13 protein-coding genes are annotated in these 14,690 nt (G+C 71.4%); 10 read left to right on the top strand and 3 right to left on the bottom strand.

Annotated elements, in window-relative coordinates; genetic code table 11:
* Positions 1–50 precede the first annotated feature (50 nt).
* Positions 51–836 (bottom strand): DUF2189 domain-containing protein, encoded by a 786-nt coding sequence (locus tag H596_RS0103470; protein WP_037299838.1) that lies wholly within the window; start codon positions 834–836, stop codon positions 51–53.
* 164 nt (positions 837–1,000) lie between these two features.
* Here H596_RS0103470 and ccoN point away from each other — a divergent pair, with 164 nt between their 5' ends.
* The 10 genes from ccoN (at position 1,001) to H596_RS0103420 (ending at position 9,779) form a co-directional block, all read left to right on the top strand.
* Complete coding sequence (gene ccoN / locus H596_RS0103465; RefSeq protein WP_084602551.1) at positions 1,001–2,491, top strand: cytochrome-c oxidase, cbb3-type subunit I; 1,491 nt, start codon at positions 1,001–1,003, stop codon at positions 2,489–2,491.
* A 13-nt stretch (positions 2,492–2,504) separates the two neighbouring features.
* On the top strand, positions 2,505–3,236 hold the full coding sequence (gene ccoO / locus H596_RS0103460) for a cytochrome-c oxidase, cbb3-type subunit II (protein ID WP_027283714.1): 732 nt from the start codon (positions 2,505–2,507) through the stop codon (positions 3,234–3,236).
* 10 nt (positions 3,237–3,246) lie between these two features.
* On the top strand, positions 3,247–3,399 hold the full coding sequence (locus H596_RS23265) for a CcoQ/FixQ family Cbb3-type cytochrome c oxidase assembly chaperone (RefSeq protein ID WP_084602550.1): 153 nt from the start codon (positions 3,247–3,249) through the stop codon (positions 3,397–3,399).
* 14 nt (positions 3,400–3,413) lie between these two features.
* Positions 3,414–4,283 carry a cytochrome-c oxidase, cbb3-type subunit III gene (gene ccoP, locus H596_RS0103450; protein WP_027283713.1) on the top strand — a complete coding sequence of 290 codons (870 nt, stop codon included), beginning with the start codon at positions 3,414–3,416 and terminating at the stop codon, positions 4,281–4,283.
* 55 nt (positions 4,284–4,338) lie between these two features.
* A complete protein-coding gene (gene ccoG / locus H596_RS0103445; RefSeq protein WP_027283712.1) occupies positions 4,339–5,802 on the top strand; it encodes a cytochrome c oxidase accessory protein CcoG in 1,464 nt (487 codons plus the stop codon).
* Positions 5,799–6,263 carry a FixH family protein gene (locus tag H596_RS0103440; RefSeq protein WP_027283711.1) on the top strand — a complete coding sequence of 155 codons (465 nt, stop codon included), beginning with the start codon at positions 5,799–5,801 and terminating at the stop codon, positions 6,261–6,263. Before ccoG ends, H596_RS0103440 begins: the two co-directional genes overlap by 4 nt.
* Complete coding sequence (locus tag H596_RS19875; protein WP_245583947.1) at positions 6,260–8,599, top strand: heavy metal translocating P-type ATPase; 2,340 nt, start codon at positions 6,260–6,262, stop codon at positions 8,597–8,599. Before H596_RS0103440 ends, H596_RS19875 begins: the two co-directional genes overlap by 4 nt.
* A complete protein-coding gene (gene ccoS, locus H596_RS23260; protein WP_084602549.1) occupies positions 8,599–8,763 on the top strand; it encodes a cbb3-type cytochrome oxidase assembly protein CcoS in 165 nt (54 codons plus the stop codon). Before H596_RS19875 ends, ccoS begins: the two co-directional genes overlap by 1 nt.
* Entirely contained in the window at positions 8,763–8,948 is a 186-nt protein-coding gene (locus H596_RS0103425) for a hypothetical protein (protein WP_027283710.1), read from the top strand. Before ccoS ends, H596_RS0103425 begins: the two co-directional genes overlap by 1 nt.
* A 123-nt stretch (positions 8,949–9,071) precedes the next feature.
* Positions 9,072–9,779: a pirin family protein gene (locus tag H596_RS0103420; protein WP_027283709.1), complete on the top strand. Its 708-nt coding sequence runs from the start codon at positions 9,072–9,074 to the stop codon at positions 9,777–9,779.
* A 24-nt stretch (positions 9,780–9,803) separates the two neighbouring features.
* Here the strand turns inward: H596_RS0103420 and H596_RS0103415 are convergent, their stop codons facing one another.
* Positions 9,804–11,474 (bottom strand): thiamine pyrophosphate-dependent enzyme, encoded by a 1,671-nt coding sequence (locus H596_RS0103415; RefSeq protein ID WP_027283708.1) that lies wholly within the window; start codon positions 11,472–11,474, stop codon positions 9,804–9,806.
* 57 nt (positions 11,475–11,531) lie between these two features.
* Positions 11,532–14,687 (bottom strand): efflux RND transporter permease subunit, encoded by a 3,156-nt coding sequence (locus H596_RS0103410; protein WP_027283707.1) that lies wholly within the window; start codon positions 14,685–14,687, stop codon positions 11,532–11,534.
* Positions 14,688–14,690 lie beyond the last annotated feature (3 nt).

The raw sequence follows: 14,690 nt of genomic DNA, 5'->3' as shown, positions 1-14,690 counted from the left end.
CAGAACGGCTTGCCGGCTTCCAGAAGGAAGCGCCGCGCCCCGCCCCCCCCTCAGCGCAGCACGAGATCCTTGTAGGCGTGCCAGGTCGCGTGCCCGATCAGCGGCATGGCGATGATCAGGCCGAGGTAGAAGGGAATCAGCGCAAGGCCGGTGAACACCACGATCAGCCCGGCCCAGAGCGCCATGGCCTTCCAGTTCTCCATCACCGCCTGGATGGAGACCGTCACCGCCTCCAGGAAGGTCACCTCCGGCCGGTCGAGCAGCATGGGAATGGAGACGGCGCAGATGGCGAAGGTGGCCGCGGCCAGGACGAAGCCGAAGCCCGTGCCCACGATCAGGAAGGGCAGGAGCTGGTCGCTCTGCAGCATGGCCAGGGGGAGCTGCGCCAGCGAGGGCGCGAAATTGATCCCGAAGAACAGCGCGAAGAGCAGACCGGCGATCCGGATCCAGAAGAGGTGGATCACCAGCAGCAGCACGCCCATCATGGCGATCTGCACGCCGTTGCGGCGGAAGCCCTGCGCCGCCTCGGCCAGGGTCACCCCCTCGCCCGCCGCGCGGCGGCGGCTGACCTCGTAGAGCCCGGTGGCGAGGATCGGCGCCATGATGAAGAAGCCCGCGCTGGCCGGCAGGATGGCCCAGGGCGTCTCGAACTCGAACATGAGCAGGGTGAGCACCCAGCCCAGCAGCACCAGCGCCGCGCCATAGGCGAGGCTGATGGGCTTGTTCGCCATCATGTCCCGCCAGCCGGCGGTCAGCCAAGTCCAGGGGCGGTCGGTGGCGACATGGCGCACGCGGCGCGTGAGGGGAATGGCGGCCTCGGTGCTCTCTGCTTCCATCGGAACCTCCCTGGGATCTGCGGGTGCGATCCTACTGTGTCGCCGAAAACGGGCGCCAGCGGGTTGATCTCCCTCAAGGACGCTGCGCCGCAGCACTGCTTCCCTTGGCCCATCGCCGCGCGGCCCCGATTCCGCGCGCGCCGAGGAGCGAGGAAGGACGCGAGATGGCCACCGCAGCCGCGGCCGCCCATGGGGGCGCCGCAGACCGACCCATGCCGGACTATGTGGAGGGCCCGATCCGGGCCTTCGCCGTCATCACCCTGTTCTGGGGCATCGTGGGCTTCCTGGTCGGCGTCGTGATCGCCGCCCAGCTCGCCTGGCCGCTGCTCAACCTCGACCTGGAATGGACCACATTCGGCCGGCTGCGGCCGCTGCACACCAGCGCGGTGATCTTCGCCTTCGGCGGCAACGCGCTGCTCGGCACCTCGCTCTACATCGTGCAGCGCACCTGCCGCGCGCGGCTGTTCGGCGGCGAGGAGATGGGCTGGTTCCTGTTCTGGGGCTACCAGTTCTTCATCGTCTCGGCCGCGCTCGGCTACGTGCTCGGCGTCACCCAGGGCAAGGAATACGCCGAGCCCGAGTGGTTCGTGGACCTTTTCCTGACCGTGCTGTGGGTGATCTACCTCGTCGCCTATGTCGGCACGATCATGAAGCGCGAGGAGCCGCACATCTACGTGGCGAACTGGTTCTTCCTCGCCTTCATCATCACGGTGGCGATGCTGCACATCGGCAACAACATCTCGTTGCCGGTCTCCATCGGCAGCACATGGTCCTATGCGGCGCCGCCGGGCGTGCAGGGGGCGATGATCCAGTGGTGGTACGGCCACAACGCGGTGGGCTTCTTCCTCACCGCGGGCTTTCTCGGGATGATGTACTACTTCATCCCGAAGCAGGCGGAGCGGCCGGTCTATTCCTACCGCCTCTCCATCGTGCACTTCTGGTCGCTGATCTTCCTCTACATCTGGGCGGGCCCGCACCACCTGCACTACACCGCCCTGCCCGACTGGGCGCAGACGCTCGGCATGGTGTTCTCGGTCATGCTGTGGATGCCCTCCTGGGGCGGCATGATCAACGGAATCATGACCCTCTCGGGCGCCTGGGACAAGCTGCGCACCAACCCCGGCCTGCGCTTCTCCGTCACGGCGGTGGCCTTCTACGGCATGTCCACCTTCGAGGGGCCGGTGATGTCCATCCGCGCGGTGAACGGCCTGTCCCACTACACGGACTGGACGATCGGCCACGTGCATTCGGGCGCGCTGGGCTGGAACGGGCTCGTGACCTTCGGCGCGCTCTACTGGCTGATCCCGACGCTGTGGGGCCGGCGCGGCATGTGGAGCACAAAGCTGATGTCCTGGCACTTCTGGCTCGCGACCATCGGCATCGTGCTCTACATCACCGCGATGTGGGTCTCGGGCATCATGCAGGGGCTCATGTGGCGCGCCTACGACGAGCTGGGCTTCCTGCAGTACAGCTTCATCGAGACGGTCGCGGCCATGCATCCCTACTACGTGATCCGGATGCTGGGCGGCGTGCTCTACCTGGCCGGCGCGTGCCTCATGGCCTGGAACGTCTGGAAGACCATCACCGAGAGCGAGGCCGAGGAGCCCGTCCGCGCGGCCGCGCCCGCCGGCGCCCGCGCCGTGCCGGCCGAGTGAGGGAGCCCACGCCATGCTGAAGAACTTCACCCACGGCACCATCGAGCGGAACGTCATCCTGCTCGCCGTGCTCTCGCTCATCACCGTCTCGATCGGCGGGCTCGCGCAGATCGTGCCGCTCTTCACGGTGGAGAGCACCATCGAGCGCGTGCAGGGCGTGCGCCCCTACACGCCGCTCGAGCTGATGGGCCGCAACATCTACGTGCGCGAAGGCTGCTACGTCTGCCACAGCCAGATGGTGCGCCCATTCCGCGACGAGGCCGAGCGCTACGGCCACTACTCGCTCGCCGCCGAGAGCATGTACGACCATCCCTTCCAGTGGGGCTCGAAGCGCACGGGGCCGGATCTGGCGCGCGTCGGCGGCCGCTACTCCGACGACTGGCACGCGGCGCATCTGCGCGATCCGCGCGCGCTGGTGCCGGGCAGCGTGATGCCGCCCTACGCCTTCCTCGACCGGCCGCTCGACTACCGCAACATCGAGCAGCATCTGCGCGCGCTGCGCGCCCTCGGCGTGCCCTACACGGACGAGATGGTGGCGAATGCGCGGGCCGATCTGGAGGCGCAGGCCCGCCCCGACCGCGACGCGGCGGGCTTCCAGTCCCGCTACGCCCGCGCCCGCCAGGCCGCCTTCGACGGCAACCCCGCGGTGGTGACCGAGATGGACGCGCTGGTGGCCTATCTGCAGATGCTGGGCACGCTCGTGGACTTCCGCGACGTGACGCCCGCCCAGCTCCGTCAGCAGTGAGGAGGCGGCGATGGCCGAGCTGCAACCCCTCTTCTCCACCCTCTGGGTCGTCTGGTTCTTCCTGCTCTTCGGCGGGATCCTGATCTGGGTGATGCGCCCCTCGCGGCGCGAGGAATGGCGCCGCCGCGGCGAGATGATCTTCCGCGACGAGAAGAACGGCTGAGGAAAGGCAACACCATGCCGACGAAGATCGAAAAGGACAGCCTCTCCGGCCAGAACACCACCGGCCACGAGTGGGACGGGCTGAAGGAGCTCAACACGCCCTTGCCGAAGTGGTGGCTCTACACCTTCTACGCCACGGTGCTGTTCTCGCTGGTGTGGGTGGTGCTCTACCCGGCCCTGCCCATCACCGGCGCCACCGGGCTCACGGGCTGGACCGCGCGCGGCGCGCTGCCCGCCCAGCTCGAGCAGAGCCGGGCGCGGATGGAGCCCATGCTCGCCCGCATCCGCGCCGCGACGCCCGAGCAGATCGCCGCCGACCCCGAGCTGCGCGCCTTCGCCATGGCCGGCGGGCGCGTGGCCTTCGCCAACAACTGCGCCGGCTGCCACGGCGCGGGCGGACAGGGCGCGGCGGGCGGCTTCCCGAGCCTCGCCGACGACGACTGGATCTACGGCGGCAGCTTCGAGGCCATCCACCACACCATCTCCCACGGCGTGCGCGCCGGCGAGAGCGACGAGGAGCGCGGCATCGCCATGCCCGCCTATCTGGCGACGCAGATGCTCACCCTCGCGCAGATCAACGACGTGGCGGAGCATGTGCTCTCCCTCACCGATCGCGCGACGGACCGGGCCGCGGCGCAGCGCGGCGCAGAGCTCTTCGCCGAGAACTGCGCCTCCTGCCACGGCGAGCGCGGCGAGGGGAACCGCGACATGGGCGCGCCGCGCCTGAACGACCGCATCTGGCTCTACGGCGGCGACAAGGCGAGCATCGTGCGCAGCATCTCCTACAGCCGCGCGGGCGTCATGCCCTCCTGGCGCGGGCGGCTCGATCCCGCCACCATCAACATGCTGACCGTCTACGTCCACGCCCTCGGCGGCGGGGAGTGAGGGGGCGGCCATGAACGCGCTTGCGCCGGGCAAGCCACCAGGGAAGGAGAGCGGCGTGTCCTCCACCTCCAGCGAGCCCTCGCTCTACGCCAAGCACCAGAAGGTCTATCCGCGGGCGGTGTCCGGCCCGGTGCGGCGCGTGAAATGGGCGGTGCTGGCGGTGCTGCTCTCGCTCTACTACGTCGTTCCCTGGATCCGCTGGGACCGCGGGGAGGGCGTGCCCGACCAGGCCGTTCTGGTGGACATGGCGCATGCGCGCCTGTTCTTCTTCTGGTTCGAGATCTGGCCGCAGGAGGTGTATTTCCTCACCGGCCTTCTGGTGCTGGGCGCGATCGGCCTCTTCGCCGTCACCTCGCTCTTCGGGCGCATCTGGTGCGGCTTCACCTGCCCCCAGACCGTCTGGACCGACCTGTTCATGTGGGTGGAACGGCGCATCGAGGGCGACCGCAACGCCCGCATGAAGCTCGACCACGGCCCACGGGACGCGCGCTGGTGGCGGCTCAAGCTGGTCAAGCACGCCGCCTGGCTCGCCATCGCCATGGCCACGGGCGGCGCCTGGATCATGTACTTCAACGACGCGCCGACCGTGACGGTGGACATCCTGACCGGCCGCGCCTCGCTCGCCGTCTATGGCTTCTTCGCGCTGTTCACGGCCACCACCTATGTTCTGGCCGGCGCGGCGCGCGAGCAGGTGTGCACCTACATGTGCCCCTGGCCGCGCTTCCAGGGCGCGATGCTCGACGAGAACAGCCTCGTCGTCACCTACCGCGACTGGCGCGGCGAGCCGCGCGGCAAGCCGGACGCGGCGCATGGCGACTGCGTGGACTGCAAGGCCTGCGTGCATGTCTGCCCCACCGGCATCGACATCCGCGACGGCCAGCAGCTCGAATGCATCGGCTGCGGCCTCTGCGTGGACGCCTGCGACGACGTGATGGCCAAGCTCGGCCGCGAGAAGGGGCTGATCGCCTTCGAGACGCTGAAGAACCTCGCCGCCTCCCAGGCCGCGACCAGGGGCATGGCGCCGGGGCCCGAACGGCTGGCCGCCGGCATGGCAGTGCGCCGGCCGCAGAAGGTGATCCGCCCGCGCACCCTGGTCTATGCCGGGGTGCTGAGCGCGGTGCTGCTCGTCATGCTCGGCGCCTGGCTGATGCGCGAGACGCTCACCCTCTCCGTGCAGCGCGACCGCGCGCCCCTCTACGTCACCCTCTCCGACGGCGGCATCCGCAACGGCTACACGCTCAAGCTCGCCAACAAGGGCCGGGGCGCGACGCTGCACCTCGCCGTGGCCCTCGAAGGCCCGCAGGGCCTGCGGCTGACGGTGCAGGACGCCGAGCAGGACGCGGCGGGCCGGCCGGTGATCACGACGCGCGACGACGGCATCACCCAGTGGCGCGCCCTGGTCACCGCGCCTGCGGGCCTCAACCTGCCGGAGAGCACGCCCATCACCTTCCGCCTGCTGGACGCGCAGGGACGCAGCGTGCTGGCCCAGCAGAGCAGCTTCCTGGGGCCGCGCCGATGAGCCAGAGCACCGCCACCCCGCGCCGCAGCGGCTGGATTCCCTGGATCTTCGTGGGCGGCATGCTCGTCGTCGTGGTGGTGAACGGGGTCATGATCTGGGCCGCGCTCAGCACCTTCCCGGGACTCACCACGGGCCAGAGCTACGACCGCGGCCGCGCCTACAACCGGGTGCTGGAGGAGGCCGCCCGCCAGGACGCGCTGGGCTGGACGCCGCGCGTCGCCCTGCGCGATGGCCGCATCGCGGTCGCGGTGACCGACCGCGAGGGCCGCCCGGTGGAGGGCGTGATCGAGGCGCATCTCGTGCGCCCGCTCGAGGGCACGCGCGTGGAGCTCGGTGCGGCCACCCCGCGCCAGGGCTTCGACCTGCCCGAACTGCGCCCCGGCCAGTGGGAGTTCCGCGGCACGCTGACCGACGGCCAGGGCCGCCACCTCGACATCCGCCAGAGGCTGCTGCTGCCGTGAGCGTGCTCGGCCGCGCCCCTGCCGCGGAGGCGCCGCAGAGCGCGCCGGCCTGCGCGCATTGCGGCGCGCCCGTGCCGCCCGGTGCGGGGCGCTTCTGCTGCGCGGGCTGCGAGGGCGCGCACCACCTGGTGCAGGGGCTCGGCCTCGAGGCCTTCTACCGCAAGCGCGCGATGGCCGCCGGCACGCTGCGCCCCGTCGAGGCGCCGCCCGCCGACTTCGCAGCGCATGCGCTGGAGGAGAAGCCGGGCCTGCACCGGCTGGAGCTCGTCGTCTCCGGCCTCACCTGCGGCGCCTGCGTCTGGCTCGTCGAACAGGCGCTGCATGCGGAGCCGGATGTGCGGCGCGCCCGCGCGAACCTCTCCACGCGCCGTCTCACTCTCGCCTGGGAGGGGCCGGCCGCGCGCGCCAATGATTTCGCCGCGCTGATCGCGCGGCTCGGCTTCCGCGTCGCGCCCTTCTCGCCCGCCTGCCTGCGCGCGAGCGACGACGCGGAGGGGCGGGAGCTGCTCCGCGCCCTCGGCATCGCCGCCTTCGGGGCGATGAACGTGATGCTCGTCTCGGTGCCGGTCTGGGCCGGCATCGACATGGGCGAGCAGACGCGCCACCTCATGCACTGGCTCGCCGCGCTGATCGGCATGCCCACGGTGCTGGTCGCGGGCATGCCGCTCTACCGCGGCGCCTGGCGGGGGCTGCGCGCGGGGCGGCTGAACATGGACAGCGCCGTCTCGCTCGGCGTGCTCGCCACCACGGCGATGTCCTTCTCCGAGACGCTGCGCAACGGCGAGTACACCTGGTTCGACGGCGCGACGGCGCTGCTCGCGCTCATGCTCGCGGGGCGGCTGCTCGACCGCGCGGCGCGGCGGCGCGCGCGGCAGTCGGTGGCGGAACTCCTCGCGCTGCAGGAGGGGCAGGTGCAGGTGCTGGGCGCCCCCGCCCCCGTTCCCGTCGAGCGCGTGGCGCCCGGCGCGCGCATCCTCGTCGCGGCCGGGGAGAGGCTGCGCCTCGACGCCGTGCTGGAATCGGAGGAGGCGCTGCTCGACACCGCCGCGACCACGGGCGAGAGCCTGCCGCGGCGCTTCTCCCGCGGCGAGGCGCTGGCCGCGGGCGGCGTGAACATGGGCGCGCCCTTCGTCGCGCGCGTCACGGCCCGCGCCGCCGAGGGCTCCCTCGCCGCCATGGGCCGGCTGATCGAGCGCGCCGAGCAGGCGCGCGGCCGCTTCCCCGCCCTGGCCGACCGCGCGGCGCGCATCTATGTGCCCATCGCGCACGCCATCGCGCTGCTCACCTTTCTCGGCTGGTGGTTCCTGGGCGGCCTGCCCTGGCAGGCGGCGCTGGTGCCCGCGGTGGCCGCGCTCATCATCACCTGCCCCTGCGGGCTCGCCATCGCCGTGCCCTCGGTGCAGGTCGTGACCTCGGGCGCGCTGTTCCGGCGCGGCGTGCTGGTGGCCTCCGCCACCGCGCTGGAGCGCCTGGCCAGCGCCGACCATGTGGTGCTCGACAAGACGGGCACGCTGACCGAAGGCCGCCCGCGCCTGCTGCCCGGCGACTGGACGGAGGAGGATCTGCGCGCCGCCGCGAGCCTTGCGCGCGCGAGCCGCCACCCGCTCGCCCAGGCGCTGTTGCGCGCCTGCCCCGATGCGCCGCTCGCCGAGGGCGCGGTGGAGACGCCGGGCCAGGGCCTCGCGCTCGGCGAGGCGCGGCTCGGCGCGGCGGGCTTCTGCGGCCTGCCGCCCGATCCGCGGGGGATGAGTCTGCATTTCACCCGCCCCGGCCATCCGCCCGTGGTGTTCCGCTTCGAGGATTCGCTGCGCGAGGACGCCGCCGCCGCCGTGGCGGCCTTCCGCGCCGCCGGGCTCGGGGTGGAGCTGCTCTCGGGCGATGCGCCGGAGGTGGTGGAGCGCGTCGCCGCCGAAGTCGGCATCGCGGCCTGGGAGGGGGGCGCCTCCCCTGCGCGCAAGGCCGCGCGCATCGCCGAGCTCGCCGCCCAGGGGCGGCGCGTGCTGATGGTGGGCGACGGCGTGAACGACGCGGCCGCGCTGGCCTGCGCCCATGTCTCCGCCGCACCCGCCAGCGGCATGGACGTGGCGCAGGCCGCGAGCGACTTCGTGCTGCAGGGCGGCGGGCTGCTGCCGCTGGCCGAGGCGGTGGAGCGCGCGCGCCGCGCCCAGCGGGTGGCGGCGCAGAACATCGGCTTCTCCTTCCTCTACAACATCGTGGCGGTGCCGGTCGCCATCGCGGGCTACGCCACGCCGCTGATCGCGGCGCTGGTCATGGCCTCCTCCTCGCTGGCGGTGATCGGCAATGCGCTGAGGCTCGAAGGCGGGGGGCGGCGCTGATGGACATCCTGGTCTGGCTCATTCCGGCCGCCCTCGCGCTCGGGCTCATCGGCCTCGCGGCCTTTCTCTACGCGCTGCGCTCCGGCCAGTTCGAGGATCTCGACGGGGCGGCCGCGCGCATCCTGTTCGACGACGAAACCCCACGGAAGAAGGATCCCCGCTGATGCCCGTCTCCTCCATCCTGTTCATGGCGCTGGCCGCGGTGATGGTGCTGGTCGGCCTGCTCATCGTCGCGGTGGCCGAGGGCTATTTCTACGCCTGGGGCCTCATGCTCGCCGCCTTCGGCCTGTTCTACGGCTACGGCATCGTGAAGCGGCACTACGACGCGAAAGACCGCGCCGCGCATTGATGCGGCCGGCGCGGCCATCACCGCGCTGAATGGAGGCGATCCCGCGCGCGGCATGGCGCGGGGCCGCGCGCATCGCTATCTGGCGCGCAACGGGGCCACAGGCGGCCCCTCGGGATCACGACCATGATCGACATCCGCCCCTTCGCGAGCCTCGGCGGCGCCGATTTCGGCTGGCTCAAGGCGCGCCACCACTTCTCCTTCGGCCATTACCAGGACCGCGCGCGCATGGGCTGGGGCCGGCTGCGCGTGTGGAACGACGACGAGATCGCCCCCGGCACGGGCTTCGACCCGCACCCGCACCGCGACATGGAGATCATCACCTATGTCCGCGAGGGGGCGATCACCCACCGCGACAGCATGGGCAATGAGGGCCGCACCGAGGCGGGCGACGTGCAGATCATGTCGGCCGGCACGGGCGTGGTGCACAGCGAGTACAACCTGGAGCCCGGCACGACTCGCATCTTCCAGATCTGGATCATCCCCGACCGCGCGGGAGCGAGCCCGAACTGGGGCGCGAAGTCCTTCCCCAAGGCCGGGCGCGAGGCGCGCTTCGAGGTGCTGGCCGGCGGCCGGGCGGGCGATGCCGAAGCCGGCGCGCTGCCCATCAACGCCGATGCGGCGGTGATGGCCGCCACCCTCGCGCCGGGGCAGGAGCTGCGCCAGCCGCTCGCCTCCGGCCGCGCCGCCTATCTCGTGCCCGCGCGCGGCCGCGTGACGGTGAACGGCGCGGCGCTTTCCGCGCGCGACGGTGCGGCGATCCGCGACGAGGCGGAGCTCGTCATCCGCGCCGAGGAGGAGGCGGAGCTGGTGCTGGTGGAGGTGGCGGCCTGATACGCCGGCCCCCCGCCGGCCGTATCAGCGCCGCGCCTGGGCGCGCAGATCGGCGATGGTGGCGCGGTTCGTCACCTGCTCGGGGTTCATCCGGATCTCGATGATGGCGGGCTTTCCGCTCGCCGTCGCGCGCCGGTAGGCGGGCACGAGATCCTCGGTGCGCTCCACCACCTCGCCATGGCCGCCGAAGGCCTCGATGAACTTCGCGAAGTCCGGGTTGGTGAGCTCGGTGCCGGAGACGCGCTCGGGATAGGTGCGCTCCTGGTACATCCGGATGGTGCCGTACATCCGGTTGTTGAACACGAGCACGATGGGCGCGACGCCATGGTGGAAGGCGGTGGCGATCTCCTGCCCCGTCATCAGGAAGCCGCCATCGCCCACGAAGCAGATCACCTGCCGCCCCGGCTGCACGATGGCCGCGCCGATGGCCGCGGGCACGCCATATCCCATCGCGCCGTTGGTGGGGCCGAGGAAATCCTGCCCCTCCTTCACATGCATGAAGCGCGTGGGCCAGGTGGCGAAGTTGCCGGCGTCGGTGGCGAAGATCGCGTCCTGCGGCAGCTCCTTCTCCAGCGCCTGCAGCGCGCGGGCGAGGTTGAGCGGGCCTTCGTATTCGGGCGCCACGGCCTGCGCCTCGCGCGCGGCGCGCACCTCCTGCCGCCAGGCGCCCCAGCGGGGCGCGGCCACCCGCTGCCCGGCCATGGCGAGCGCGAAGGCGTTCACGTCGCTGGTGACGCCGAGCGCGACGCGATAGACGCGGCCGATCTCGCTCTGCTCGGGATGGACATGCACGATGGGCGTCGCACCCGCCATGTCGAGCAGCGTGTATCCCTGGCTCACCGGCTCGCCGATCCGGGTGCCGATGGCGAGGATCAGGTCCGCCCTCTTCGCCGCGGCGACGAGCCCGGGATCCGCGCCCACGCCAAGATCGCCCGCGTAATGCGCGCTGGTGCCGTCGAACAGGCCCTGGCGGCGGAAGGCGACGGCCACGGGGATGTCGTTGCCCACCAGGAAGTCGCGGATGGCAGCCTTGCCGGCGGCGGTCCATCGGCTGCCGCCGAGGATGGCGAGCGGCCGCTCGGCCCTGGCCAGCAGCGCCATCACCTCTCCGATGGCCTCGGGCGCGGGGTGGGCGGGCAGCACGCGCTGCGGCCCGATGTCCGGCACGGCCACGCGGTGCTTCTGCATCTCCTCGCTGATGGCGACGACGACCGGGCCGGGGCGTCCGCTCACCGCCACGTCGAAGGCGTGCGCCATGATCTCGGGGATGCGGCGCGCGTCGTCGATCTGCGTCACCCATTTCGCGAGCGGCGAGAACATCCGGCGGTAGTCCACCTCCTGGAAGCTCTCGCGGTCCGTCTCCTCCACCGGGATCTGGCCGACGAGCAGCACGAGCGGCGTGGAATCCTGCATCGCCACATGAACGCCGATGGCGGCATGGCAGGCCCCCGGGCCGCGCGTGACGATCGCCACGCCCGGCTTGCCGGTCAGCTTGCCCTGCGCCTCGGCCATGTGGACCGCGCCGGCCTCGAAGCGGCAGGTGATGAGCTGGATGCGGTTGCGCACGGCGTAGAGCCCGTCCAGCAGGTCGAGGTAGCTCTCGCCCGGCACGGCGAAGACATGGCTCGCGCCGTTGGCCACCAGCGCATCGGCCAGCAACTGCCCGCCGCTGCGTTCCTGCATTCCCTTCGCCATGCCGGCTCTCTCCCCCAAGGCTTGCGCCGGGGAAACTAGATCAGCGGGGCGGGCGCGTCACTCCGCCGGGGCGGGCTGGCCGCCGCCCTTCTTCGCGTATTTCGCCGCCTCGTCGCCCACCGCCGGCGCGCGCGCTTCCAGATCCTTCAGCGCGCGCTCGATGTGGCCGATGGGCTTGGTGAAGCGCGCGAGCATCACGTAGAGCGCGGGGATGGCGTAGAGGGTGACGAAGGTGGAGAGGCTGATGCCGCCGACGATCACCACGCCCAGCGCCATGCGGCTCTCCGCCCCCGCGCCCGTGGCCATGGCGAGCGGCACGGCGCCCAGCACCGTGGCGATCGAGGTCATCAGGATGGGGCGCAGGCGCACCACGCTCGCCTCCAGCGCCGCGTCGAAGATCGAAAGCCCGCGGTCGCGGAGCTGGTTGGCGAACTCCACCACCAGGATGCCGTTCTTCGCCATCAGCCCGATCAGCAGGATCATGCCGATCTGCGAGAAGATGTTCAGCGTCTGCCCCGTCAGGTGCAGCGCGAGCAGCCCGCCCGTGACCGCGAGCGGGGTGGAGAGCAGGATGATGAAGGGGTGGATGAAGCTCTCGAACTGCGCCGCCAGCACCAGGTACACGACGATCAGCGCGAGCAGGAAGGTGACGTAGAGCGCCGAGGAGCTGTCGCGGAACTCCAGCGACTGGCCGCGGTAGGAGATGCGCGCCTCGGAGGGCAGCACCTCGGCCGCGATGGCGTCCATGAAGTCGAGCGCATCGCCGAGCGCATAGCCCGGCGCGAGCGAGGCGGTGATGGTGATGGCGCGCACGCGGTCGGCGCGCGAGAGCTGCTGCGGCCGCGCGCGCTCGCTCAGCACCACCACGTTGGAGAGCGGCACGAGCCCGCCCGCCCCGCGGATGAAGATGTTCTCGAGGTCGTAAGGCGTGGCGCGGTTCGTCTCGTGCGCCTGCAGCAGCACGCGGTATTCCTGCCCGCCATCCACATAGGTGCCCACCTCGCGCGAGCCGAGCATGGTCTCGATGGTGCGGCCGATGGCCTGGATGGAGATGCCGAGCTCGGCCGCCTTGCGCCGGTCCACGTCCACGCGGATTTCGGGCTTGGTCTCGCGGAAGTTGGAGTCGAGGTTCAGCAGGCGCGGGTTCTGGCGCGCGCGCTCCATGAAGGCGTCGCGCCACTCCACCAGCGTGGCGTAGTCGGGCCCGCCGATCACGAACTGGATGGGCGGCTGGAAGCCGGACTGGCCGAGCGAGGGCGGCACCAGGGTGAAGGCGCGCACGCCCGGCATGGCGGCCACGCGCGGGAAGATTTCGGCGGCGATGGCCTGCGCCTTGCGCTCGCGCTCGTGCCAGGGTGCGAGGCGGATGAAGACGTTCGCCACATTGCCGATGGGCGGGCGCTGGAAGCCGCCCATGGTGGCGAAGACCGAGGCCGCCTCGCCCCGCGCGACGTATTCGGCGCCGATGGCCTCGGCGCGCAGGGCGTGCTCGCGCATGTAGTTCGGGTTGGCGCCCTCGGGGCCGGTCATCGGGATGATGACCACGCCGCGGTCCTCGGTGGGGGTGAACTCCTTGGGCACGATGTTGAACAGGATCACCGCGAGGCCCGAGAGCGAGGCCGCGAGGCCGAGGGTGATGATCGGCGCCTTCAGCGCCCCGCGCAGCGTCCAGCGGAAGCCCGCGTTCATGTAGTGGAAGACGGGCTCGGTGCGGCGGATGATCCAGCTATGGCCGGAGGCCGATGTCAGCAGCTTGCTGCACATCATCGGCGTCAGCGTCAGCGCCACCAGCCCCGAGAAGGCCACCGAGGCGGCGAGGGCGAGGCCGAACTCGGTGAACAGCCGCCCCACATTGCCCTCCATGAAGGAGAGCGGCACGAACACCGCGATCAGCACCAGCGTGGTGGCCAGCACCGCGAAGGCGATCTCGCGCGAGCCGCGCACGGCGGCCAGCAGCGGCTCCTCGCCCTCCTCGATGCGCCGGTGCACGTTCTCCAGCACCACGATCGCATCGTCCACCACGAGGCCGATGGCGAGCACGAGGCCGAGCAGGGTGAGGATGTTCAGCGAGAAGCCCATCGCCGCCATCGCCGCGAAGGAGGCGATGATGGAGACCGGAATCGCCACCGCCGGGATGATGGTGGCGCGGAAGCTGCGCAGGAACAGGAAGATCACGCCCACCACGAGGGCGAGCGCGATCATCAGCGCGTGCTGCACCTCGTAGATGGACTGGCTGATGAACAGGCTCTCGTCGAAGCCGTAGGTCACCTGCATGCCCTCGGGCAGGGAGGGCGCGATGCGCGCCACCTCGGCCTTCACGCCGTTCGCGACGGAGAGCGTGTTCGCCGTGCTCTGCCGCAGGATGCCGAGGCCGATGGCGGGCCGGCCGTTGATGCGATACTCGCCGCGCGTGTCCTCGGGCGCGATCTCCACCGTCGCCACGTCGCCCAGCAGCACCTGCGCGCCCCCCTGGCGGGCGACGACGATGCTGCGGAACTGCTCGGGCCGGTTCATGCGCGTGTCGGTGCGCACGGTGAGCTCGCGCTGCAGCGAGTCGAGCCGCCCGCCGGGCAGCTCGACGTTCTCGCGCCGGATCGCGTCCTCCACGTCCTGCACGGTCAGCCCGCGCGCGGCCAGCGCCTGGCGGTCGAGCCAGATGCGCATGGAGAAGCGCCGCTCGCCCTGCACGATCACCTGCGCCACCCCGTCCACGATGGCGAGACGGTCGAGCATGCGCCGGCGCGCAATGTCGGTGATCTCCATGCCCGAGTGGCGGTCGGAGGAGAGGGCGATCCAGAGGATCGGCCGGGAATCGCCGTCCTGCTTCTGCACCACCGGCTGGTCCGCGGCCTCGGGCAGCCGGTTCAGCGCGCGCGCCACGCGGTCGCGCACGTCGTTCGCCGCCGCGTCCACGTCGCGCGAGAGGTTGAACTCGATCACCACCTGGCTGCGCTCGTCGCGCGAGGTGGAAGTGATGGTCTTGATGCCCTCGATGCCGGCCACCGCGGCCTCGATCAGCTCGGTGATCTGGGTGTCCACCACCGCGGCCGAGGCGCCGATGTACTGAGTCGTCACCTGGATGATGGGCGGGTCGATCTGCGGCAGCTCGCGGATCGGCAGGCGCATGAGCGAGGCGAGGCCGAGCACGATCATCATCAGGCTCACCACGGTGGCGAAGACCGGGCGCTTGATGGAGAGGTCGGAGAGGATCATGCG

The sequence above is a fragment of the Rubritepida flocculans DSM 14296 genome, assembly GCF_000425365.1.
In the GTDB taxonomy this organism is placed as follows: domain Bacteria; phylum Pseudomonadota; class Alphaproteobacteria; order Acetobacterales; family Acetobacteraceae; genus Roseococcus; species Roseococcus flocculans.
The sequence above is the reverse complement of the archived record's forward strand: the minus strand, read 5'-3'. Positions and strand labels throughout refer to the sequence as shown.

Bases quoted from the DNA above. Each gene is read 5' to 3' on its own strand.
- H596_RS0103470 (WP_037299838.1), bottom strand. From the start codon at position 836: ATGGAAGCAGAGAGCACCGAGGCCGCCATTCCCCTCACGCGCCGCGTG.
- ccoN (WP_084602551.1), top strand. From the start codon at position 1,001: ATGGCCACCGCAGCCGCGGCCGCCCATGGGGGCGCCGCAGACCGACCC.
- ccoO (WP_027283714.1), top strand. From the start codon at position 2,505: ATGCTGAAGAACTTCACCCACGGCACCATCGAGCGGAACGTCATCCTG.
- H596_RS23265 (WP_084602550.1), top strand. From the start codon at position 3,247: ATGGCCGAGCTGCAACCCCTCTTCTCCACCCTCTGGGTCGTCTGGTTC.
- ccoP (WP_027283713.1), top strand. From the start codon at position 3,414: ATGCCGACGAAGATCGAAAAGGACAGCCTCTCCGGCCAGAACACCACC.
- H596_RS0103440 (WP_027283711.1), top strand. From the start codon at position 5,799: ATGAGCCAGAGCACCGCCACCCCGCGCCGCAGCGGCTGGATTCCCTGG.
- ccoS (WP_084602549.1), top strand. From the start codon at position 8,599: ATGGACATCCTGGTCTGGCTCATTCCGGCCGCCCTCGCGCTCGGGCTC.
- H596_RS0103425 (WP_027283710.1), top strand. From the start codon at position 8,763: ATGCCCGTCTCCTCCATCCTGTTCATGGCGCTGGCCGCGGTGATGGTG.
- H596_RS0103420 (WP_027283709.1), top strand. From the start codon at position 9,072: ATGATCGACATCCGCCCCTTCGCGAGCCTCGGCGGCGCCGATTTCGGC.
- H596_RS0103415 (WP_027283708.1), bottom strand. From the start codon at position 11,474: ATGGCGAAGGGAATGCAGGAACGCAGCGGCGGGCAGTTGCTGGCCGAT.
- H596_RS0103410 (WP_027283707.1), bottom strand. From the start codon at position 14,687: ATGATCCTCTCCGACCTCTCCATCAAGCGCCCGGTCTTCGCCACCGTG.